Source organism: Bartonella sp. P12B (assembly GCF_055796185.1).
In genome coordinates this window covers 165,428-187,945 of the sequence record NZ_JBTTDI010000003.1, presented here as the reverse complement: position 1 = coordinate 187,945, position 22,518 = coordinate 165,428, and the positions used below count along the sequence as shown (strand labels likewise).

General features: G+C 35.7%; 19 protein-coding genes. 6 read left to right on the top strand and 13 right to left on the bottom strand.

The annotated features are described in order from the left end of the window. The first annotated feature begins 136 nt into the window (after window positions 1–136). From AC0QT1_RS03495 to sodC, 3 genes are all read left to right on the top strand, one after another. Complete coding sequence (locus AC0QT1_RS03495) at window positions 137–481, top strand: hypothetical protein (protein WP_473201647.1); 345 nt, start codon at window positions 137–139, stop codon at window positions 479–481. Continuing rightward, window positions 474–779, top strand: a complete 306-nt coding sequence (locus AC0QT1_RS03490) for a hypothetical protein (protein ID WP_473201646.1) — start codon at window positions 474–476, stop codon at window positions 777–779. Before AC0QT1_RS03495 ends, AC0QT1_RS03490 begins: the two co-directional genes overlap by 8 nt. Before the next feature lie 317 nt (window positions 780–1,096). Next, window positions 1,097–1,624: a superoxide dismutase [Cu-Zn] SodC gene (gene sodC, locus AC0QT1_RS03485; protein ID WP_473200465.1), complete on the top strand. Its 528-nt coding sequence runs from the start codon at window positions 1,097–1,099 to the stop codon at window positions 1,622–1,624. 320 nt (window positions 1,625–1,944) lie between these two features. On the opposite strand, the gene AC0QT1_RS03480 is transcribed toward sodC, so the two are convergent. The 10 genes from AC0QT1_RS03480 to AC0QT1_RS03435 form a co-directional block, all read right to left on the bottom strand. Then, window positions 1,945–2,100, bottom strand: a complete 156-nt coding sequence (locus tag AC0QT1_RS03480; RefSeq protein WP_473201645.1) for a hypothetical protein — start codon at window positions 2,098–2,100, stop codon at window positions 1,945–1,947. Window positions 2,101–2,337: 237 nt separating this feature from the next. Beyond that, window positions 2,338–2,676 (bottom strand): hypothetical protein, encoded by a 339-nt coding sequence (locus AC0QT1_RS03475; RefSeq protein ID WP_473201644.1) that lies wholly within the window; start codon window positions 2,674–2,676, stop codon window positions 2,338–2,340. Window positions 2,677–3,104: 428 nt separating this feature from the next. Next, window positions 3,105–5,888, bottom strand: a complete 2,784-nt coding sequence (locus AC0QT1_RS03470; RefSeq protein WP_473201643.1) for a DEAD/DEAH box helicase — start codon at window positions 5,886–5,888, stop codon at window positions 3,105–3,107. A 21-nt stretch (window positions 5,889–5,909) separates the two neighbouring features. Continuing rightward, window positions 5,910–7,550 carry a site-specific DNA-methyltransferase gene (locus tag AC0QT1_RS03465; RefSeq protein ID WP_473201642.1) on the bottom strand — a complete coding sequence of 547 codons (1,641 nt, stop codon included), beginning with the start codon at window positions 7,548–7,550 and terminating at the stop codon, window positions 5,910–5,912. Between the two features lie 82 nt (window positions 7,551–7,632). Next, the gene (locus AC0QT1_RS03460) at window positions 7,633–8,034 is read right to left on the bottom strand and encodes an SUF system Fe-S cluster assembly protein (protein WP_473200469.1); all 402 of its coding nucleotides are present in this window, start codon (window positions 8,032–8,034) and stop codon (window positions 7,633–7,635) included. Further along, on the bottom strand, window positions 8,027–9,271 hold the full coding sequence (locus tag AC0QT1_RS03455; RefSeq protein WP_473200470.1) for a cysteine desulfurase: 1,245 nt from the start codon (window positions 9,269–9,271) through the stop codon (window positions 8,027–8,029). The genes AC0QT1_RS03460 and AC0QT1_RS03455 overlap by 8 nt, the downstream gene beginning before the upstream one ends. Window positions 9,272–9,280: 9 nt before the next feature. Beyond that, window positions 9,281–10,543, bottom strand: a complete 1,263-nt coding sequence (gene sufD / locus AC0QT1_RS03450; protein WP_473201641.1) for a Fe-S cluster assembly protein SufD — start codon at window positions 10,541–10,543, stop codon at window positions 9,281–9,283. Window positions 10,544–10,554: 11 nt separating this feature from the next. Next, window positions 10,555–11,310: a Fe-S cluster assembly ATPase SufC gene (gene sufC, locus AC0QT1_RS03445; protein WP_473200472.1), complete on the bottom strand. Its 756-nt coding sequence runs from the start codon at window positions 11,308–11,310 to the stop codon at window positions 10,555–10,557. Between the two features lie 52 nt (window positions 11,311–11,362). Further along, window positions 11,363–12,877: a Fe-S cluster assembly protein SufB gene (sufB, locus tag AC0QT1_RS03440; RefSeq protein WP_473200473.1), complete on the bottom strand. Its 1,515-nt coding sequence runs from the start codon at window positions 12,875–12,877 to the stop codon at window positions 11,363–11,365. A gap of 184 nt (window positions 12,878–13,061) precedes the next feature. Continuing rightward, window positions 13,062–14,207 (bottom strand): cysteine desulfurase family protein, encoded by a 1,146-nt coding sequence (locus tag AC0QT1_RS03435; RefSeq protein ID WP_473200474.1) that lies wholly within the window; start codon window positions 14,205–14,207, stop codon window positions 13,062–13,064. A gap of 160 nt (window positions 14,208–14,367) precedes the next feature. Here AC0QT1_RS03435 and AC0QT1_RS03430 point away from each other — a divergent pair, with 160 nt between their 5' ends. The 3 genes from AC0QT1_RS03430 (at window position 14,368) to AC0QT1_RS03420 (ending at window position 17,202) form a co-directional block, all read left to right on the top strand. Then, window positions 14,368–15,048 carry an alpha/beta hydrolase gene (locus AC0QT1_RS03430; RefSeq protein ID WP_473200475.1) on the top strand — a complete coding sequence of 227 codons (681 nt, stop codon included), beginning with the start codon at window positions 14,368–14,370 and terminating at the stop codon, window positions 15,046–15,048. Window positions 15,049–15,330: 282 nt separating this feature from the next. Further along, window positions 15,331–16,584 carry a tyrosine--tRNA ligase gene (gene tyrS, locus AC0QT1_RS03425; protein WP_473201640.1) on the top strand — a complete coding sequence of 418 codons (1,254 nt, stop codon included), beginning with the start codon at window positions 15,331–15,333 and terminating at the stop codon, window positions 16,582–16,584. A gap of 135 nt (window positions 16,585–16,719) precedes the next feature. Continuing rightward, the gene (locus tag AC0QT1_RS03420) at window positions 16,720–17,202 is read left to right on the top strand and encodes a peroxiredoxin (protein ID WP_473200477.1); all 483 of its coding nucleotides are present in this window, start codon (window positions 16,720–16,722) and stop codon (window positions 17,200–17,202) included. 129 nt (window positions 17,203–17,331) lie between these two features. Here AC0QT1_RS03420 and prfB read toward each other — a convergent pair. From prfB to AC0QT1_RS03405, 3 genes are all read right to left on the bottom strand, one after another. Then, window positions 17,332–18,460 (bottom strand): peptide chain release factor 2 gene (prfB, locus tag AC0QT1_RS03415; RefSeq protein ID WP_473201639.1). Its coding sequence is split into 2 segments (ribosomal slippage): window positions 17,332–18,390 and window positions 18,392–18,460, totalling 1,128 coding nucleotides; the frame shifts between segments, so codons are not numbered across the junction. Between the two features lie 193 nt (window positions 18,461–18,653). Beyond that, window positions 18,654–21,119 carry a penicillin-binding protein 1A gene (locus AC0QT1_RS03410; RefSeq protein ID WP_473201638.1) on the bottom strand — a complete coding sequence of 822 codons (2,466 nt, stop codon included), beginning with the start codon at window positions 21,117–21,119 and terminating at the stop codon, window positions 18,654–18,656. Between the two features lie 148 nt (window positions 21,120–21,267). Further along, window positions 21,268–22,497: an N-acetylmuramoyl-L-alanine amidase gene (locus tag AC0QT1_RS03405; RefSeq protein WP_473200480.1), complete on the bottom strand. Its 1,230-nt coding sequence runs from the start codon at window positions 22,495–22,497 to the stop codon at window positions 21,268–21,270. Window positions 22,498–22,518 lie beyond the last annotated feature (21 nt).

Sequence of the window (22,518 nt, the reverse complement as noted above, 5' to 3'; positions counted from 1 at the left end):
TTAAAACGATTTTGGTTAATTAACATAAATTTAAAAAAATTTCTTCGTTAAGTATAATAGTAAAAATAAAATATTTTGAGGAACCTGTTAGTAATACAGATGTTAATGAAGTGTTGTTTTAACAGGTGATGAAGAGATGAGATTAAGTAAAATTTTAAGATCAGGTATTCTTTTTATGACGATTATCTGTCTTTTATCTATAGTTACAGCTTCAATAAGTAAGATTTTTTATGCTCCCTATTGTCAAACTTCCACGTATACTTCCACGAAAGATATCACTAAACAAGGGCAAAATTCATTTACAGCTTCGCAAATTAAAAACTGTCTTATGCAAAATGGTTTTATGGATATTAAACGATTGCGTTTAGACGATAAAGGTATTTGGCGCGCTTTAGTAGAATTTAAAAAACACCATTTTCTTGTATCAGTTGATTACTCTGGAACAGTTGGTATTCAAAGCGAAAGAAAAAAATATGATTAATTTGAGCAAAAGCGATTCTAATAGTTGTGAGAAAACTTTTTTCGAAAAAATCTATCATTCTATTAAAGAACCTGCTTTTATTGGAAGTTTAAATGGTAGTGTATCAGGAGCAATTGCAGCGATTCTTGCAACTTATGGTTATATTTCTCTGCCAGGATTTGGTCCAATTGTTGCAATGGGTATCAGTATGGCATTTTTTACCGGAACGATAATTGGTGCAATGATAGGATCAATAATGGGTGTTTTTATCGGTGCATTTTGTGTTTTTGTTGGATATATATACATTACAATAGCTTAAATTTAATGATAAATAAGCACTTTTGTAAATTAATCTTTCTTAGAAACATAAATTTTTTATAAAATTATGAAATCTGCTTTAGGAGTTATCTCCTAAAAAAATATAACTAAACTGCCTGTAAAAGCAATAATTTAAGAGGTGATATTATTTTAGGATATGCTTAAAAATGTGTAAAGAAAGTTGTTTCAAAAAATATGATTTATCAAGTATATAAAGTACGGAATTACATAGAATATAAAAAATATTTTTTATCATTATGATTTTTATTTTATTTTTTTTAATAAAATTTATTTCAAATAACTATAAAGAGGTGTTATATGAATAGATCTTTCTTTCTCCTTTTGACCTTACTAATGTTTTTATTTAATTATTCTACAACCTTAGCAAAATCTATGCAGGTAAAGATTTATGAGATAGAAAATAACAATACAAAAAAATCTATTGGTACAATTAAAATTGAAGAAAATACATATGGTTTAATTTTCGTGCCCAATTTGTTCAACTTACCGGAAGGTTTGCACGGTTTTCATGTCCATGTAAATCCTTCATGTGATATGAAAGAGGGTATAATTGGTGGTGCTGCAGGTGGACATTATGACCCACAGCATACCAATAAACATCTTGGACCTTATAATGTTAATGGTCACTTAGGTGATTTACCTGCGCTGTATGTTGATGATAAAGGGCAATCAACAATGAGTGTTATTGCCCCAAGAATTAAAAAGCTTTCTGAGCTAAAAGGGCACTCATTAATCATTCATTTAGGAGGAGACAACCACTCTGACAAGCCATTACCGCTTGGCGGAGGTGGAGCGCGTTTGGCATGTGGTATTATCGAAGAATAAGCTTAAAATCGCGATAAACTATGGAAAAAATGTACATTTCCATAGTTCATCAACACTATATTTTTTAGGATGAATATTTTTATATTCGCTTACTTTATCATAGCAATAAATAATGTTAGTTTTTTCTATTGATTACGAATGTCATTAATTGTTTCTATGATAGAAATACTCGCAAAAATAATATTTCTTAATTCAAGGGAATGTAAACAAGGATTTTTTCAAGATATAGTTGATGACTTTATCTTGATAACAAATAGCTAAAAACAATAAAAGAAATAAACTAAAAAATTTTAGAGTGATAGTAATCTTTATCACTATGCTCATGGATTTATCTGATTCCAATCAGATGGGCGAATTTCATCAGTCTGGTAAAATTGACGAATGAGTTTAATATAATCAAGGAAATCCTTGTTTTCTTCTACCAATCTATTAGCAGTATTCCAGTCAATTTCACTGCGTTCTTTAGCAGGAATCATAATCTGACTCTCGGATGTATTCTCCTTATTAAGTCTTATAAATCCAATTCCATGTAAACTTGAAAGTATCCGAAGCTCTTTTAAAGTATCAATACCCTCAATTTCACTGGCTACTAAATAACTAAAATTAGCCCATGAGGAGTTGCTAACTGTTTGAAAAAAGACTTGCCGTAAATTTGAGCGGTTGATAAGAATTTTTACTTCAAAAGACCAGAGCTTTGTTTTTTTATCAAAATATTACAAAACACAATCTTTGATTTCACGATGCCATTTGTTACTTAAATCTTGCAACCCCACAAGATCTGGATAAAGCCATTTATTTCCACCAAGCCCTTGTTTGTTACGAGAACGTTTCTCGTCAATACGCTTGCTATACACTTCAAGCTCTGACCATAAAAATTGAGATAATAATGGATACAGTTCATGCTCTCTAATAGAAAAACTACCTGTCTCAGAAGCTGTATGCAATACACTTTTTTCTACTTCGTCAATTTCATCTTTATCTGTTAATTGTGTAAAATAATATTGTCGTGGTCGACCCTCAGTGGTTTTAATTTCTGGATAACGTTTTTGCAATTGAGGGCGCCTAGATCCTATTTCAGCAACAATTTGCTGAATAAGAGCAGCCTCACTGTTAAGGGGGGGGTAACTGTTGCTGTTGAACGCTTTTGTTTTTTATGACATTCCTTTGGGTAATTTTCGAATATCCATTGAGCGATTTCTCTAGCTGTAAATTTTTTTGTCGGATTTTGCTTTAAAAAGCTAAAAGTAGTTTTCGTTAAATCTAGAAGCATCATACATCAAATCATCCATTTTTATAGTCTATTATAGGTAGATTACTATAGTCAGGTTTTACAAGAAAAAGAGCAATAAACAGTTTTATCTTTTTTGAGAAGAGCTTATTTCTTTTACATCACTCAATTTGCTAAATGAAATCCGGATATTTTTTTATTTTAAATAAACTTCTTTTTTCGCATTGAGGTTATTATTATTTGGAAAAAGAGCTATTCTGCGTTAGGTTCAGCTCTTGAAATTGTGAACTCTGCGCACAAACCTTCAAAACTACGATTGGCCTTAATAGTATCATGTGGAATAAGAACATAATGCCATGGTTTTCCATCATGCGTAACAGCATAATTCGTTGCATGATAACACCACTGAACCGCTGCATTTCTCTTTTTCAAAACAATAGGATTTTGCATTTCAGATGCTTTTTTAGGTTCGCAAAGATATTTTGCGTCTTTCGTTTCTACAACAAAATCCGGTTCATATGTCAATCCTTTATCATATTCTATCTTGAAAAAACCTCGTGCGGGCTTCATCCATTTTAACACTTTTACATCATCCTCTAATATTTGGGCAAACCGCAATTCTCCCTCCACTGAATCAAATTTTTGTACAGGATAACAGCATTTTTCAAATCCTTCGAATACAAATGTTCTAATGTCGCTTTTATTGGAAGGAATACAACGAAAATTAAGGGGTAATGTACCCTTTGGTAGAACGTAGTGAATAGGTGTTAAGGTTGTAAACCCCCGCGTGATTTTAATCTCATAATCCAGTTGTGTTTTCCACTGGTGTGACTTTAATTGAGCAACTATAAAACTGTTAAGTTGATGCTGATAGTGAATCAATACATTCTCAATAGCAGCATCATTTGATAAATAAGATCGAAAATGTTGCACCAACTGACCCGCTAATTTTCGTAATAGTGGTGTATGGTTGTCATAATCGATAAAGTCATTATCAATTAAACCACGAATGATATAATTCTCAAGATGAGGTTCTTTGAGATACTCATGTTCAGAGGTAAGGAAAATGCTTTTATGTGTGCGTAATTCTCGAATTAAAAGTTCTTTACTCACAGGTTGTAAATTTAAACTTTCTAAGTTCTTCAAGTCAAAGTCAGAAAAACCATAAGTAACCTCACTCGTAGGAATAAGCACAATATTAGGAATATCTATTATAAGCTTTGCTGAATTTTCTGTTAGGTCTGCAACCACTTTTGGCACCAAAGCTTCAACTTCTGCCTTTCTGCTATCAGAAATAAGAGCATCCTTTGATGCATGCATGGTTGCTATAACTTCATTACTAATTTTTTCTTGGATTACAGTGGAGCAAAGTGCCTGAGAACTCGGTAAATTTTCATATCTTTTGATAATATTCCACGTGATATCAGCAATTTTTTTCTCTTCGGGAGTGATAGATGGATTCGTATTATGCAACACGACATCTTGTAAATCAACTGCTCCATTTATATTGGAGCGACGTGTCATCGTTTTCTTGGTTAATTCTATTTCTGCACAACTTGGTACTGTAAGTATATCTGTTTTTTCAGTTGATATATCTCCGCCTATTCCAATCTCAATATGCTTTTTAATAATTGAGTTTGGCTCATTAGCACGATCAATAATATCTTGGAAACGATCATGTGCAATGATTGTTAAACGATCAATAGATTCTATGCCGGTTTTACTCCCATAAGGCAAACGTAATCCACGACCTATTGTTTGTTCAGTTAAAATCTCTGAAGTAGATGCGCGCAACGGCACAATGGTATAGAGATTGGTGACATCCCATCCCTCTTTCAATTTATTAACATGAATAACAATTTCCGTTGGCTCACGAGGATCTTCAATTGCAATCAACTTTTGAATATTTTTATCTTCTTCTGTATTCGATTGTTTTGAATGAATTTCTATAACCTTTCCCTTATAAGCCCCCGCAAAAAAATTATCTGCTTCTAATAAATCACGTAATTTCTGCGCATGCTCTGTATCTTGAGCGACAACCAAAACAAAAGGCTTAACGAATTTCTTTTTGTAATCGTTAGCATAGATAACTAAATCTGCTTTTACTTTTTCGTGTGCATGAATTGCATCTTGTAGTTTAATATACTCTAATTGTTCAGACGTGTAGTTTTGGGGTTGAAAATCTTTGCGTGTAGCGACAGCTGGCTCTTTCACAAACCCATCTCTCATAGCCTCTGTAAGTGAATAGCCGTAAACAACATTTTTAAAATCCACGGGTTTTGCCCCTATTGTTTTCGGTGTTGCTGTAAGTTCTAAGCCTAAAACAGGTTTTAACTCATTAATCGCTGAAACTCCCGCAGAAGCTCGATAACGATGCGCTTCATCCATTAGAAGCACTAGATCAGGAAGATTTGCAAGATAATCAAAATAACTTTCTCCAATAGTTTCTTGTAAACGTTTAATCCGCGGAACATTTGATTTTGCAGTTCCTTTTTTATGATCGGTTGTGTTAATTTTGGAAATATTAAAAATATTGATGAAAATTGTATCCCCATCCTCAAACAAACGCTTTTGTCCATAAAATTTTGGTTCAGTAGAGTGAATTCCTTTACCACTTTCATAATCATCCCCGGTAATAATGACCGGTCTATTTGCAATAAACTCATTCATTCCAGTGAATACATATTTGGGACTTTGAGGACTGAAATCCTGTTTTAACTTTTCATAAATAGTCAAATTAGGCGCCAATATAAAAAAGTGGCGACTGTGGCCTGTTAAATAAAGATAGCTAATGAAAGCGCCCATCAAACGTGTTTTCCCAACTCCGGTCGCCAAAGCAAAACAAAAAGAAGGAAAATCGCGTTCAAAATCTTGTATAGAAGGATAGAGTTTTTTTATCCCTTCTAAATTTGCAACTAAATCAGTGTTTTTAGAAAGTTCAATATTGTCTAGGATTTTCACTAAAATATTTAAAGCTTCCTGTTGAGGATAACGCAATGACAAGCGAGCAGAAATCCTTTTTTCAATAGTGTTCATGAAAAACTCCGCTTTTTCTATTTATCCGAATAGATCTAATTCTACTTGTGCAATATCTTTATCTTTTTGAGTTTTTTTCACTACCACCATTGGTTCAAGATTTGCTACATTTAGACTGTAATCATCCCTCCCCCATTCACACTTTTCTAATACGGCACGGGGTATTTTTGTAAGCGTGAGATTCTCAAAAGATTCTGGTTTCGTATCAAAAGCTGCACAACAAATAAGTAAAGTACGATGAGGACCAACTTCTTCACTGATAACGCGTAGTTGTTCATGTGTCATTGCATTGGTTGTGACATAAATATAATCCGTTTCGGTTGAGTATCCTTGCATCCAATAATGGTTTTCATCGGGGGCATAGATAAATCCCATATGTTTGCACATAGCTTCTGAAAGCATAGCAGCATTATATTCACGACTAATAATCCACTGTCCCCATGGATCTTTTTGCAACAGAGAGGGAGCAAGACGATAATAGCGGAATCCTCCACCACCTTGCCAATTTACATTTTTAGAAATGCCACCTTGATCAGTGCCATCAATCACTTGTTTTAAACGAGGGATGATGTGTGTATGACAATGCTCCCCAAGTTCAATCATAATCCACTTGCGTCCCATTTTGTGAGCAACCGCTCCAGTGGTACCAGAACCGGCAAAGGAGTCCAGTACAAGATCACCAGGATTGGAGGCAAGTTGAATAATGCGTTCGATAAGACGTTCAGGTTTTGGGGTTGCAAATACATTATCAGAATTAAAGACCTTGACTTCTTTTTTAGCATCTTGATTGTGTCCAACTTCTGTATAGAGCCAAATAGTCATTGAAACCATACCATTTTTCACCTCTGATAAAAAACGTTTAATACGTGGTACTCCGCCATTATCTGACCCAAACCATATACGATTATCTTCTAGTAGCTTAACAAATTTTTGTTTACTAACGCGCCAACTCGCTCCAGCTGGAGGCATCACCTTACGCCCAGAAGGCGTAATGATTTCATAAATATCTTTAGGTGTTACTCTTTTCGCAGATAAATTATCTGATTGCCATAATCCACGAGGATCATTATCAGGATTTTTATAGCGTGCATCCATATCAGCTGAACGAGGAAGCAAATTAGGACGCCAAATAGTTTTATCTTTGGCATAAACCATTACAAAATCATGGTTATCTGAAAGCCATTTTGTATCATTTTGTGGAGCATATTTCTTTTGCCAAATGACATTATTTACAAAATTTTTTCGACCAAAAATTTCGTCCATCATAACTTTAAGATAAGCTTGTTCATCGTCGTCAATGGATATCCAAATACTTCCATCATCTGCAAGCAAACGATGTAACAATTCTAATCTATCTCTCATAAGGCTTAGCCATATGGAATGTTCTAAACCGTCTTCATAATGTTCGAATGCATTGCCCGTATTATAAGGTGGGTCAATATAGATACATTTCACCTTACCTGTATATGCTTGTTCAAGCGCTTTGAGCGCAAGTAAATTATCACCAAAGATAAGTTTATTATCAAAAATATCTTGAGAAGATACTTGATGTGGAGCGTGGTAAGATTTTTCAAGATCTTCTAATAAAATACGAGGTTCTAGTTTTGGGCGTTTCTCTTTTCCAATCCAAGTGAGTTCCAATTTTTGTTTATTATAACTCATATGATCGTCCTTAAATTTAAACGCTTGCGAAAAGTAAACACCTTATTCATGAATGGCTAAATTAGAGTTGTTTAACAATATCTTAGTACCATCCGACAGCAATTTGTGCTTCTTCTGACATACAATCAGGCGTCCATGGGGGATCAAAAGTCATGGAGACTTCAACATGCGAAACACCTTCAACTGCGCTTACAGCATTTTCTACCCAACTAGGCATTTCACCGGCGACGGGACATCCCGGTGCCGTGAGTGTCATTTCAATTTTTACTGAACGATCATCTTCAATATCAATACGATAAATTAATCCTAGCTCATAAATATCAGCAGGAATCTCTGGATCATAAACTGTTTTGAGAGCAGAAATAATATCATTCGTCATACGATCAATTTCATCTGCTGGAATGGCTGATATATAAGATTTTCCATTTTCACTTACAGATTCAACAGGTCCTGTAGAATGATGCTCTTCAATTGTTTTAGCCATTAAAAAACGTCCTTGCTTTTTCTAATGCTTCTACTAATTGGTCAATATCTTCGTGGGTATTATACATAGCAAATGATGCACGACAAATAGATGTTAAACCAAAGCGTTGTAATAAAGGCTGTGCACAATGTGTTCCCGCACGTATAGCAACTCCTTTTCTATCAATAAACATAGCAATATCATGTGCGTGGATACCTTCCATCTCAAAAGATACAATAGCTCCTTTATGAGGAGAACGTCCGTAAATACGCAATGACTTAACCGTTTCAAGCCTTTCATGTGCATAAGCTAACAGTGCTGTTTCATGGACATGAATAGCATTTCTACCCTTTTTTTGCATATAATCAATGGCTGCAGCCAATCCAATAGCTTGAACTATGGGAGGCGTTCCCGCTTCAAAGCGATAGGGGAGAGCATTATAAGAAACCTTATCAGGTGTTACATCCTCGACCATCTCCCCTCCTCCTTGAAAAGGACGCATTTCCTCTAGCCGATGTTTTTTACCATAAAGAACACCAACACCTGTAGGACCATAAAGCTTATGACCCGTAAAAACATACCAATCACAATCAAGATTTTGCACGTCAACTGTTAAATGTACAGCACCTTGAGAACCATCAACAAGAACTGGAATGGCATTTTGATGTGCTAGCTGAACAATCTCTTTAACAGGAGGAATAGTTCCTAATATATTGGACATGTGCGTAATAGCAATCAGTTTTGTTCGTTCACTTAAAACTTTTTGCAAATCCTCAATATGTAAAATACCATTTTCATCAATCGGAACAAAAGTGAGCTTAATACCCTTTTGTTCACGAAGGAAATGCCAAGGAATAATATTTGAATGATGTTCCATAATAGTGAGAACGACTTCATCACCTTCCTTTAATTTGGACATACCCCAACCATAAGCAACAGCATTAATGGCCTCTGTTGCATTTTTCATAAAAATAATTTCTTCAACAGTTTGAGCATTTAAAAATGCACGAACCGTTTCACGAGCATTTTCATAAGATTGTGTTGCCGCATTTGCTAAAAAATATATTCCCCTATGCACATTAGCATAGTTGCATTGATAGAAATTATTCATAGCATTAAGCACTGATTGTGGTTTTTGAGCAGAGGCGCCATTATCGAGATAGACTAATCGTTTTCCATAAACACTCTGCTGTAAAAGAGGAAAATCACGCCGAATTTTTTCTACATCATAACTTAATGTCTGTCCGTCATTTTCCATTTATTTCCCTTAAACATTTTTTTCTAACCATCTGCTAATAATATTTTTCAAAATAGCTTGAATATCATCTTGTTTGATGTCTTCAATAAGTTCAAAGACAAATCCTTTAATTAAAAGTCCGCGAGCAGTTTTAAAAGGAATACCGCGCGCCATGAGATAAAAAAGATGATTATGGTTAATATTGGCAACTGTCGCACCGTGACCACATGCAACATCATCAGCAAAAATTTCTAGTTCAGGCTTTGCATTAAATTCGGCAGTATCTGAAAGTATGAGGCTATTACAAGCCATGCGTGCATCTGTTTTTTGAGCTTTTTGAGCAACACGTATTGTTCCTTGAAAAACACCGACTGCCTTATCCGTGACAACATTGCGTATAATTTCGGTTGAGGTTGATTTTTCTTCAATGTGACGAACAGTCATCGTGAGGTCGCTATGCGTTTGTCCTGATAACAAATTTATAACTCGCAATTGAAAGTTAGATTCTTCTTCTTGTAACTCAATATCAATTTCCTGACGATTAAGTTGACTGCCTATATTAATTACATAAAGGGATAATTTTGCTCCTTGACCAAGGATAGCACGAAATCGGCTAAACTGCGTGGAATGAAAATCACGATTGCAAACAATAATCCATGTAACATCACTATAAGCGGCAACATGTAAGGAAGATATCGAACTAACAAAGGTATCTTTATCATTACCAATCTGATGTTCAACAAATATAGCTTGACAGTTTTTCTCAATTTTTATCTCTGAAAAAACATGGGATTGTCCTCCCATTTGAACATTTTGTAATTCAATAGGAACATTTATCTTTGTATTTTCAGGAATGTGAAAAAGCCAACCATCCGTAACAAAAGCTGTATTTAATTGTCCAACAAAATCTTCATCAGAAATAATTTGATCTATCTTTATAGAATTTTCTTTTAATGCCTCTGCAAGACGTTTTACTGTAATATTTGTTATCTTCGATTGTGTAACTGTTTTTCCATTAAAAATGGAAAAAATAGCACTTTGTGAAAGTAATGATTCAACGAATTCCTCATTGTTTGTTTCTGAAAAATGACTAACAGATTTCAATAACGTGCGCAAATTCGTATAATGCCAACTTTCAATTTTACGTGAAGGAAGTTGTTTTTTTTGAAACAGTTCAATAGCTTTTTTGCGAACTGCCTGTATAGCTCTATCGCCAGGTAAATTGCTTATACATTGGTTGAAATTATTGAGTATATCTTTTTCAACTGGTAACAACTTTTGCTGTGCTTTCATATTTGATGACCTTAAGCCGCTTCACTAATGAGATCAGCATATCCATTTTGTTCTAAATAAAGCGCTAATGATTTGTCTCCACTTTTAATAATTCGTCCTTTATAAAGAACATGTACCGTATCAGGAATAATATAATTAAGTAGGCGTTGGTAATGGGTAATAACTAAAAATGAACGCTTTGAATCCCGAAGTTTATTAACACCATCTGCAACAATTTTTAACGCATCAATATCTAAACCGGAATCTGTTTCATCTAAAATGCAAAGCTTAGGTTCAAGAAGCGCCATTTGTAAAATTTCAGCACGTTTTTTTTCTCCACCTGAAAAACCTACATTTAATGGACGTTTTAACATGTCCATATCTATTTCAAGTTTTGAAGAAATCTCCTTAACATATTTTATAAACTCAGGAATTTTAAGTTCTTCATTACCACGCGCTTTACGTTGAGAATTCATTGCAACTTTTAAAAATTCCATCGTTGCTACTCCAGGAATTTCCATTGGATATTGAAACGCAAGAAAAACACCATAGGTAGCACGTTCTGCTGGATCCATTTCTAAAAGTGATTGTCCATTATAAAGAATATCACCTTCTATCACTTCATAATCATCACGACCAGCAAGTAAATAAGATAAAGTTGATTTTCCAGCTCCATTTTGTCCCATAATAGCCGCAACTTCACCATCTTGAACGGTCAAATTTAAACCACGAATAACTTCTGTATCGGTCCCAACAATACGAGCACGCAAATTTTTTATCTCCAACATAATGTAATCCTGTTCTGGCTATTTTATATCAAGTGTGCTCTTTATTTAATAATTATCCCACACTACCTTCAAGGCTGATACCAATAAGTTTTTGTGCTTCAACAGCAAATTCCATTGGAAGTTTTTGAATGACTTCTTTGACAAAACCATTCACAATTAATGCGATAGCTTCCTCTTCAGGAATCCCTCGTTGCATAACATAGAAAAGCTGATCATCAGAAATTTTTGATGTCGTTGCTTCATGTTCAAATTGAGCTGTCGCATTCTTTGCTTCAATATAGGGGACTGTATGAGCACCACAATCATTCCCAATTAATAAACTATCACATTGCGTAAAGTTGCGTGCATTCTGCGCCTTTCTCTGTGCTGTAACCTGCCCCCGATAAGTGTTATTTGAAAAACCAGCAGAAATACCTTTAGAAACAATACGGCTTGATGTATTTTTTCCCAAATGAATCATTTTTGTACCAGAATCAATTTGCTGATAGCCATTTGCAACGGCAATAGAATAAAACTCTCCACGCGAGTTGTCGCCACGGAGTAAGCAAGATGGGTATTTCCAAGTAATTGCAGAACCCGTTTCAACTTGTGTCCATGAAATTTTAGCGTTATCGCCTCGGCAATCTCCACGTTTTGTTACAAAATTATAAATACCGCCCTTACCATCTTTATCACCGGGATACCAATTTTGTACTGTAGAATATTTAATTTCTGCATTTTTAAGAGCAATAAGCTCAACAACAGCAGCATGAAGTTGGTTTTCATCACGTTGGGGGGCTGTACACCCTTCAAGATAAGAAACATAAGAATCTTCATCAGCAATAATTAATGTTCGTTCAAACTGCCCTGTATTGCGTTCATTAATTCTAAAATAGGTTGAAAGCTCCATAGGACAACGAACGCCTTTAGGAATATAAACAAATGAACCATCTGTAAAAACAGCTGCATTTAAAGCAGCGTAATAATTATCACCGACAGGCACAACGGTTCCTAAATATTCCTTAATAAGAGCGGAATGTTCAGTAATTGCTTCTGAAATAGAACAAAAAATAACACCAGCACGTGCCAACTCTTTTTTAAATGTTGTTACAACAGAAACAGAGTCAAAGACTGCATCGACAGCGACCTGTCCTGATGCATAAATATTATCATCAAAAGTAGAAGGATCAGACTGTTTTCTTACCCCTGCCAAAATTTCTTGTTCTTTGAGAGGAATACCAAGTTTTTCATAAGTTGCCAACAACTCAGGATCCACTTCCTCTAAAGACTTTGGTCCTGTATGATTCTTAGGAGCAGCGTAATAATAGAGCTCTTGAAAATCAATTTTGGGGTATTTAATGCGCGCCCAATTAGGCTCTTGCATTGTTAACCAACGACGAAAAGCTTGCAAACGCCATGTCAGCATCCATTCAGGTTCATGTTTTTTAGCAGAAATAAATCTGATAATATCTTCGTTTAAACCTTTTGGGGCTTTATCTGTTTCAATATTGGTTTCAAACCCATATTTATATTGATCAACATCTATTTCCCGTACTTGGCGTATTGTTTCTTGTACTGCCGGCGACATAAACTTTCTCCATTTTTTGGCATCAAGAACCGGTAACTAAAAGTCTTGTTTTTTCATAGAATTGAAGTAAGCAATTCGTTTTCTAGGTTATATGGAAAGTGGAAAAATTTCAATCAAGCTTAAAAGCTTACTTAATTTTCAAAATAATTTTAATTTAGAAGCGTTAAATGTAAATGATTAAATTCTACCTCTTCCTCTTACTGATAAATTGAGAAAAAAACAATAAAAAATCATCAACATCTTGGGATGTTGTGCTCTGTCCTATTGAAATGCGTATCGCTCCATTAGGAACATGATGCCCCATTGCTGTCAAGACCTTGCTTTGCTTTACTTTTCCTGAAGAACAAGCAGAACCTGCTGATACAGAAAATCCTGCTAAATCAAAACCAATTTGCATAGTCTCAGCTTTTATATCACGCACCGTGAAATAAGTTGTGTTTGGCAAACGTTGAACTCTTTTACCAAAAATTTCAACATCATTAGATATTGTCTGTATTCCATCTTCTAATTTATTGCGTAAATATATTAACTGTTCTCTTTCTTCTTGAGTAAAACAATCAGTTATTGCTGCCCCAAAAGCTGCGATAAGCGGCAGGGCTTCAGTTCCTCCACGCGAACCTTTCTCTTGCCCTCCTCCTATAATAAGAGGATATGGCATCAAAAGATTTCCACATGAAACAAAAGCTCCGATTCCTTTAGGTCCACCAATTTTATGCGCAGACAGTATGAAAAAATCCCCTCCCATTTGATGAATATCAACAAAATTTTTGTCTACGTATTGTGTCAAATCAACAATAAGAATGCCTCCAAAACTGTGAACAATAGCGGCTATTTCTTCTATTGGTTGAATAACACCGGTTTCACCATTGGCAGCTTGAATGGCAACAAGAGGAAGACCTTTCGTGTTGTCGTGAACAGTTAAGAGAGAAATTAATTTATCTTGTTGAATAAGACCATCTTGATCAACAGAAACTGTACTGATGAATTCTTTAGAAAAACGTCCTCCTTCTGCAAGAGATGGGTGTTCAGTAGCTCCAAGATATAGATGAGAAAATTGAACTTTAGAGCTTCCCATACTATAAAAAGGTGTCAATAAAGTCATCGCTGCTTCAGTCGCACCAGATGTAAATACAACGTGGTCTGAATGTGTATTAAGGCTTTCAGCGATTTGTCGGCGCGCTTTTCCCAATAAGGCTTTAGCAGCACGCCCTTCCGCATGAACGGATGATGGATTACCAAATATCTCTAGAGATTCTAATAATGCCACCCGTGCAATTTTCTTGAGCGGTGTTGTCGCATTGTGATCAAAATATCGGCGTCTTACAACCATTTTACATCGCAACCATTAATCTTATGAATTGATTTAAAAAAATGGTGCAATTTTCTTGAAAAATGCACTTAAAAAAGAATATCTAGTAATTAAATAGAGATTCTATGGTAAAAGTCGATTAAGGTCAATAAGAGCCTTTATAGCATTTAAGGAGCATTTAATGCCAGAAATTATTTTTAATGGTCCCGCAGGTCGACTTGAAGGACGTTATCAGCCTTCACAACAAAGAAATGCACCAATTGCTATTATTTTACATCCTCATCCCCAATTTGGTGGCACAATGAACAATAGAATTGTTTATGATCTCTTCTATATGTTCCAACAACGTGGCTTTACTACATTACGTTTTAATTTTCGTGGTATTGGCCGCAGCCAAGGCGAATTTGATTATGGAATAGGAGAACTTTCAGACGCTGCTGCTGCTCTCGATTGGGTACAAACACAGCATCCTGATTCTAAAAACTGTTGGGTAGCTGGATATTCATTTGGTGCTTGGATTGGTATGCAGCTTTTAATGCGCCGACCAGAAATTGAGGGTTTTATATCCGTTGCTCCTCAACCTAATGTTTATGATTTTTCATTTCTTGCTCCCTGCCCTTCCTCTGGGCTTATCATTCATGGCGATATCGATAAAGTTGCTCCCCCAAAAGATATTCAAACTCTTGTAGATAAACTAAAGACACAAAAAGGTATCACCATTACACAAGAAACCTTAGAAGGTGCTAACCACTTTTTTAGTGGATGCAATAAAGAACTTATTGAACGATGCGCTCAATATTTGGATGATCATATTACGGGCGAATTTCTCGCTCCTCCCCCTGAAATGTTGTCCCTTACTTAGAACACTAAAAATATAAAAAATTCATTCTGATAATCAAAGAGGGATTTTGTTTTTCACATTATCTTCTAGCTCTCTTACATCCGCTTGAGTTTTAAAATAAAAAACAATGCCTTTTCTTTCAATAAAAAGAATGTTTTCCTAAAGTATATAGCAAGAAGGTATTTGTTTTTATTATTAATATTTCTGATTCTCTTGTGAGGTTTGCATCATGTATGGTAGAGAGACCACATTAGAAATCTCATGATATAAACGAATGCAATATTAAATTAGGAAATAAAGTACGTGCCTACCTTTAAATCTGAATTTTTACATATTATGAACGAACGTGGTTTTATCCACCAAATTTCGGATGAAAGAGGTTTGGATAATCTTTTTTCAAAAGAAGTTGTCAGTGCCTATACTGGATTTGATCCTACAGCATCAAGTTTACATGCCGGAAGCCTTCTGCAAATTATGATGCTTTATTGGTTGCAAAAAACCGGACATCGTCCCATTGCTTTAATGGGGGGGGGAACAGGACTAATCGGTGATCCTTCTTTCAAAGATGAGGCACGGCGACTTCTTACACAAGATGATATTGCCGCAAACATCACAGGTATTAAAAAAGTATTCGCTAACTATTTGACATTTGGTGATAGTAAAACTGATGCATGCATTGTTAACAATGCTGAGTGGTTATGCAATTTGAATTATTTAGAATTTTTACGTGATGTAGGAAAACATTTTTCTGTTAACCGTATGTTGTCATTTGATTCTGTCAGATTAAGACTTGAACGCGAACATTCTTTATCATTCCTTGAATTTAATTATATGATCTTACAAGCTTATGATTTCGTTGAACTTCATAAGCGTTATGGATTGCGTATGCAAATGGGTGGTTCTGATCAATGGGGTAATATTATCAACGGTATTGAATTAGGGCATCGTCTAGGGACAGCACAGTTATATGCATTAACTTCACCATTATTGACAACTTCTTCCGGTGCTAAAATGGGTAAGACATTGAATGGTGCAGTATGGCTTAATGCAGATATGCTTTCACCTTATCAATTTTGGCAATATTGGCGCAATACAGAAGATGCTGATGTTACAAGATTTTTAAAGCTTTATACGACTTTGCCAATGGATGAGATTCTTAAGCTGTCTGCTTTACAAGGAACTGAAATTAACGAAGCAAAGAAAATTCTTGCAACAGAAATTACAGCAATGTTGCATGGGCGCAATGTTGCTGATGAAGCCGCCGAAACGGCTCGTAAAACTTTTGAAGAAAAAACACTTGGAACAAATCTTCCAACTGTTCAAATTAATGCTACACAATTAAAAAAAGGTGTTGGATTGCTAACTCTTTTAGTAAAAGCAGGCCTCGCCAAATCTAACAGTGAGGCACGCCGACATGTTCAAGGTGGAGGGGTCCGTGTCAATGATCAAATCATTGAGGATGAAACGCATCTTATTATTGAAGAAGACAGCAACGCAGAAGGAATAATTAAACTTTCTTTTGGTAAGAAAAAACATGTTTTAATAAAAACACTATGATCCATTTATAATTTTTCTCTCCTTTTCTCAATTTCATCCTTATGATAGAATAAGAATTCTGTAGAATTCAGTCTTTACTTCTTTTATGTATTCTCATGCTTTATACTTAATGTACAGAAAAGAAAGAGCAACACAATGACAAGACCAATAAAAGGCACTCTTGCTCCTGATTTTAATTTACCATGCGATGGTGGGAAAAAATTATGTCTTTCTGACCTTCAGGGAAAAGTTGTCGTTTTATATTTTTATCCAAAGGATGATACGAGTGGGTGCACGAGTGAAGCGATTGACTTTACGCGATTGAAAGCAAAATTTGATGAAATTGGAGTTATTATTATCGGAATGTCTCCAGATAATGTTAAAAAACATGATAAATTTAAAATAAAACACGAGCTTGATATCATCCTTGTTTCTGATGAAGAAAAAACGACGCTTGAGGCTTATGGTGTTTGGGTCGAAAAAAGCATGTATGGGCGAAAATATATGGGCGTTGAACGAAGTACTTTTTTGATTGATGAAACTGGAAAAGTAGTAGAAGAATGGCGCAAAGTTAGCGTACCTGGACATGCGGATGAGGTGTTAGCAGCCGCTGCACTTTTACATCATGATGGTTTGTAAGCTTTGTTATTCAAGCACCTATAAGAAGTGAATTTTTTCATCTATTGGCTTTAGTGAATTGAGATCGAAAAGCTGAAAATGATAAGCCAAGAAAGAGATTTGTAATTTTTTGAAAAATATTATATTTAGCTAATTAATCTCTTCAATTTCTTGGGCTCTTCCATAAATGCGTTGAGCGAGTGTTGCTTCTATAAATGCGTCTAAATTTCCATTGAGTACAGATTGTGGATCGGTGTTTTCAACACCTGTGCGTAAATCTTTGACAAGTTGATAGGGTTGAAGAACATAAGATCTAATCTGATGCCCCCACCCGATTTCTGTTTTAGAAGATTCAATAGCATTTGCTTCTTCTTCTCTTTTTTTGAGCTCTTCTTCATAAAGTCTTGCACGTAACATAGACCACGCAGTTGCTCGATTTTTATGCTGAGAACGTTCCGTTTGACACTGGACAACAATACCCGTTTTTATATGTGTAATGCGCACTGCAGAATCTGTCGTATTGACATGTTGTCCTCCAGCTCCTGATGCACGATATGTATCAATACGAACATCGGCCTCTGATACATCAACTTCAATATTATCATCAATGACTGGATAAACCCAAATACTTGCGAAAGAAGTATGGCGCTTTGCATTTGAATCAAACGGTGAAATGCGTACCAAACGATGAACACCTGATTCTGTTTTCAACATACCATAAGCATTATGCCCTTTTACGAGGATAGTCGCTGATTTAATTCCCGCTTCTTCTCCATCGTGAATTTCTAGTAGATCAACTTTCATTTTATGTTGTTCAGCCCAGCGCGTATACATGCGTAATAGCATAGAAGCCCAATCTTGGCTTTCCGTTCCTCCTGCTCCAGCATGAACTTCTAAATAAGTATCATTTTGATCTGCTTCTCCTGAAAGAAGCACATCTATTTGTCTCTTATCTATCTCGTTTTTAAGATTACGTATTGAATTCTCCGCTTCAGTGATAATTTCAATATCACTTTCTTCTTCACCCATCTCGATTAATTCGAGACACTCTTCGAGTATTTTTGTAAATGACAAAATACCACTGATCGAATCGTCAAGACGCTGACGTTCACGCATCATATCTTGGGCTTGTTGCGCATTATCCCAAAGTGTTGGATCCTCTGCCTTTTGATTAAGATATTCGAGACGTTTTAGTGACTGACCCCAGTCAAAGATGCCCCCTTAGCAATTTAATTGCCTTTTGAATTTCATCGACTAATTCTTCTATTTCTGCTCGCATAATTTAACACCGTAGTTTTTATTTTTTAACAATCTCTTTCATTCCGTTTTTTAACATTTTATACAAATTGAATGATCACAGTTAAGGGGATAGCATAGCCTTACTAACCTCTTTACTATAGCTATATTACAAAAAAAATAGACAAAAATGCCTTTCATCTGTTGTCAGTCATATGACAAGAGAATTTTTTTAATCAATACAATCCATCTGCACCACTTTCAAGAGCTTTGTTGACTTGTGGAGAAGTTGTTGCTGCAGGAATCCCTTCTTGAAAAGAATTTGTACTACCAATTACTTGATATATATCAGCAGGTCCAGTTCCTGGTTTAAATGCTTCTATAATAACATCATGGTCTCCAGCCTCGGCAAGCATACCTGTCTTACGATTAATTGGCATTAAAATCATCCCTTCTGGCATTTTAAATGGCACATCTGGTTTTCCTTTCAAAGCCGTTGCCATAAATTCACCAAAAATAGGCGCCGCCAATGAACTTCCCGTCCCTTTATATCCTAATGGTGCTGGTTGATCGTAACCAATGAAAATACCAACAACAAGATCAGGAGTAAACCCCATAAACCATACGTCTTTAGAATCATTTGTTGTTCCTGTTTTTGCAGCGATATGTCGATTAAGATATTGCAAGCGTGCAGCTGTACCACGCCGAACAACCCCTTCCATCATTGATGTAATTTGATAAGCCGTCATAGGATCAAGAACTTGGTCTCGCTCATCAATCAATGTAGGTTCACTTTGATTATCCCACGACTGAGCATTACAATTTTCACAAATACGATCATCATGGCGGTAAATTGTTTTCCCATAACGATCTTGAATTCTGTCTATCAGAGAGGGATGAATAGAGCGTCCTCCATTGGCAATAACTGAATAAGCTGTAACCATTCTTAAAACTGTTGTTTCACCAGCTCCTAGGGCCATGGGGAGATAAGGTTGCAACTTATCTACAATACCAAAACGTTCTGCATATTCAGCGACAAGAGGCATTCCCATATCATAGGCAAGCCGTATTGTCATAAGGTTGCGAGAATGTTCAATGCCATAACGCAGCGTTGAAGGTCCTGCGAATGTACCACCATAATTTTTAGGTTGCCAAACCTCACCATTATATTGACGAATTTCAATGGGACCATCTAAAACAACCGATGCTGGTGTATATCCATTATCAAGTGCCGCTGCATAGACAAAAGGTTTGAAAGCAGAACCGGGCTGACGATAGGCTTGTGTTGCACGATTAAATTCAGAAGCTGCAAAAGAAAATCCTCCTACCATAGCAAGAACACGTCCAGTATGAGGCTCCATAGCAACAATTGCACCTTCAACCTTTGGAATTTGTTGTAAGTGGTAAATATTATCTGTATTTGATGCTTTTTCGACAAAGACAACATCTCCAACTTGCAGAACATGAGATAAATCCCGAACAGTTTTTCGAGTGCCATTTTCTCTAACAACACTTAATGCCCACTTCGAATCAGCTTCAGATAAAAGTGCTATTTCCCGCTTTGTTGACAATAAGCCTGAAGCCTCGCGTTGTGGTTGCAAACCAATCTCTATTTTATTAGCATTAGTAGAAAGAACAATAGCTAAACGCCATTCAGGAACATCACTCAATCCTGTAATATTTGCAAGCTCTGTGCCCCAATCATCACTTTTATCAAGATGTTTATAAGCTCCACGCCATCCTTGCGAATGATCAAATTTAATTAATCCATTGTGCAAAGCACGCCGAGCAATAAGTTGCAGATGAGGATCAAGTGTTGTACGAATGGAAAGTCCACCTTCATAAAGTGTTTTCGCTCCATATCGACGCATTAAACGACGACGTACTTCTTCTGTAAAATAGTCAGCAGCAAAAACATAGCTATCGCTACCACGCACGGTCACGCCTAAAGGCTTTTTCTTAGCTCTTTCACCTTGTTCACGCGTTACATATCCATTGGCAACCATCCGGTCGATCACCCAATTACGTCGACTAATAGCGCGTTGTGCATTTTTGAAAGGATCATAATTTGCTGGTCCTTTCGGAAGAGAAGCCAAATAAGCGCATTGCTCTAAAGTAAGCTCATTAACGGATTTATTAAAATAGGTTAAAGATGCTGCTGCGATACCATAAGTACTACGACCAAGATAAATTTCGTTGAGATAAAGTTCAAGAATATGATCTTTTGAATAAGTCTTCTCAATACGCATAGCTAAAATAGCTTCTTTAAACTTACGTTCCAACGTTGCGTCTGAACTTAAAAGAAAGTTTTTAGCGACTTGTTGCGTAATAGTTGATGCTCCCTCTGGACGTTTTCCAGAACCAATATTACGGATATTATTGATCAAGGCTCTAGAAAGTCCTTCAGGATCTAAACCAAAATGACGATAAAAATTTTTATCTTCAGCTGAAATAAAAGCATCTTTCAGGAGTTTTGGTATTGACTGAATTGGTAAATAGAGGCGATGTTTCGTCGCAAATTCCGCCATAAGTCTACCATCAGAAGCATGAACACGAGTCATCACAGCTGGTTCATAAAGCGAAAGAACTTCATAATCAGGGAGTGCGTTTGTTTGCTCCTTTGCTATTGCTCCTTGTATCGCTGCTCCTCCAACCCCAATTGTAATAACAAAACTAAGAAGATATCTTAAAAAAATCATCATCAAAACGGTTATCACTTTCTTTAGAATTGATCAAAAAACACACGCTCTCACCAGCACATAACGAGTGTCATCACTAAATTTGAGATAAAGAAAATATCTTCTACCTTTTACTTATAAATGCACATTACTACTCTATTTTGTTACAAATTTAAAGAGGCTGCATAACTTTCTGCCTATATTCGGCAAACTGACGAATGGAATGAGTGATAGAAGCAGCTATTTGTTTTCTCCATTGAGGATTGTTTAACAATTTCTCATCCTCTTTATTTGATAAATAACCTATCTCTATTAACACAGAAGGTACATCTGGAGCTTTTAAAACTTGAAAATTGGCATATCGATGAGGGTTATTTATCAGATTGATATTACTTTTTGACAAATTTAAAACAACACGATCAGCAAAATTAACTGAAAATGCATGGGTTTCACGTCGTGTAAGATCAATTAAAATGTCGGTAATTTCAAGAGATTCTTCTGCAGGCAATCCATCAAGCAAATCAACTTTATTTTCACTTTCAGCTAAGGATTTTGCGATTGCATCAGAAGCCTTCTCTGATATGGTATAGACTGTAGCTCCACGAAGCGAATGCATATTAATGGTGTCTGCATGAATAGATATGAAAAGATCAGCATCAAATTCCTGCGCTTTTTTGACTCTTTCGTTCAATCTTAAAAAAACATCAGAATCACGTGTTAACGCAACAGTGATATGAGTGTCCTTTTTTAATTCATCTCGCAATGCGCGTGCAAAAGCGAGCGTTATGTTTTTTTCTAAAATTCCAGTAACACCCCGTGCACCACCGTCAATTCCACCATGACCAGGATCAAGAACAACGCGAAAGTTACGCTTTGAACTTAGCAGTGTTTTTGTTTTATGATTATCTTTTGCCTGCTGTTTCAAGCTGTTATCAAATTTTTCTTGTGTGCTTTTACTAATATCAACAAGCAGTTGCCATAAACCATTGTCCAATTTTTGTACTACAGTTTTTTCAACAACAAAAACAGTTTTACTTGTTAAAATAATGCGTGAAGTTCGTGTATCAGAAAAACCATAACGCACATCTGATAACATCTTCGATATTGTATTCTGCTTCTTTAAAGACCTATTTTGTGCTGAAAAATCAACGACAGGCAAATTGATAATCAAACGCGCAGGCTTGTCCAAAATCTGCAACCGAACATTTGGTTCAGCATTAAAAAGTGCAACAATACGCGTGTGTGTACTATCACCAATGGTTCGTAAATTGATAAGTTTTAGGGTATTAGCAGCTTGAATATTTGTTTGGAGTATTAAAAAAAACAATAAATAGCATGGTACATACCAAATAATATTCCAATAAAATGCTTTCAGTTTTTTGATAAAGCCCCCTCTAATCATCAGCAAAGTACTCTATATTCT

What these genes read in the sequence shown, in the direction of transcription:
- AC0QT1_RS03490 (WP_473201646.1), top strand. Translation starts at nt 474, where the DNA reads ATGATTAATTTGAGCAAAAGCGATTCTAATAGTTGTGAGAAAACTTTT.
- sufD (WP_473201641.1), bottom strand. Translation starts at nt 10,543, where the DNA reads ATGAAAGCACAGCAAAAGTTGTTACCAGTTGAAAAAGATATACTCAAT.
- AC0QT1_RS03405 (WP_473200480.1), bottom strand. Translation starts at nt 22,497, where the DNA reads ATGATTAGAGGGGGCTTTATCAAAAAACTGAAAGCATTTTATTGGAAT.
- AC0QT1_RS03435 (WP_473200474.1), bottom strand. Translation starts at nt 14,207, where the DNA reads ATGGTTGTAAGACGCCGATATTTTGATCACAATGCGACAACACCGCTC.
- AC0QT1_RS03465 (WP_473201642.1), bottom strand. Translation starts at nt 7,550, where the DNA reads ATGAGTTATAATAAACAAAAATTGGAACTCACTTGGATTGGAAAAGAG.
- AC0QT1_RS03410 (WP_473201638.1), bottom strand. Translation starts at nt 21,119, where the DNA reads ATGATGATTTTTTTAAGATATCTTCTTAGTTTTGTTATTACAATTGGG.
- AC0QT1_RS03455 (WP_473200470.1), bottom strand. Translation starts at nt 9,271, where the DNA reads ATGGAAAATGACGGACAGACATTAAGTTATGATGTAGAAAAAATTCGG.
- AC0QT1_RS03480 (WP_473201645.1), bottom strand. Translation starts at nt 2,100, where the DNA reads ATGATTCCTGCTAAAGAACGCAGTGAAATTGACTGGAATACTGCTAAT.
- sodC (WP_473200465.1), top strand. Translation starts at nt 1,097, where the DNA reads ATGAATAGATCTTTCTTTCTCCTTTTGACCTTACTAATGTTTTTATTT.
- AC0QT1_RS03495 (WP_473201647.1), top strand. Translation starts at nt 137, where the DNA reads ATGAGATTAAGTAAAATTTTAAGATCAGGTATTCTTTTTATGACGATT.
- AC0QT1_RS03460 (WP_473200469.1), bottom strand. Translation starts at nt 8,034, where the DNA reads ATGGCTAAAACAATTGAAGAGCATCATTCTACAGGACCTGTTGAATCT.
- sufB (WP_473200473.1), bottom strand. Translation starts at nt 12,877, where the DNA reads ATGTCGCCGGCAGTACAAGAAACAATACGCCAAGTACGGGAAATAGAT.
- sufC (WP_473200472.1), bottom strand. Translation starts at nt 11,310, where the DNA reads ATGTTGGAGATAAAAAATTTGCGTGCTCGTATTGTTGGGACCGATACA.
- AC0QT1_RS03420 (WP_473200477.1), top strand. Translation starts at nt 16,720, where the DNA reads ATGACAAGACCAATAAAAGGCACTCTTGCTCCTGATTTTAATTTACCA.
- AC0QT1_RS03470 (WP_473201643.1), bottom strand. Translation starts at nt 5,888, where the DNA reads ATGAACACTATTGAAAAAAGGATTTCTGCTCGCTTGTCATTGCGTTAT.
- AC0QT1_RS03430 (WP_473200475.1), top strand. Translation starts at nt 14,368, where the DNA reads ATGCCAGAAATTATTTTTAATGGTCCCGCAGGTCGACTTGAAGGACGT.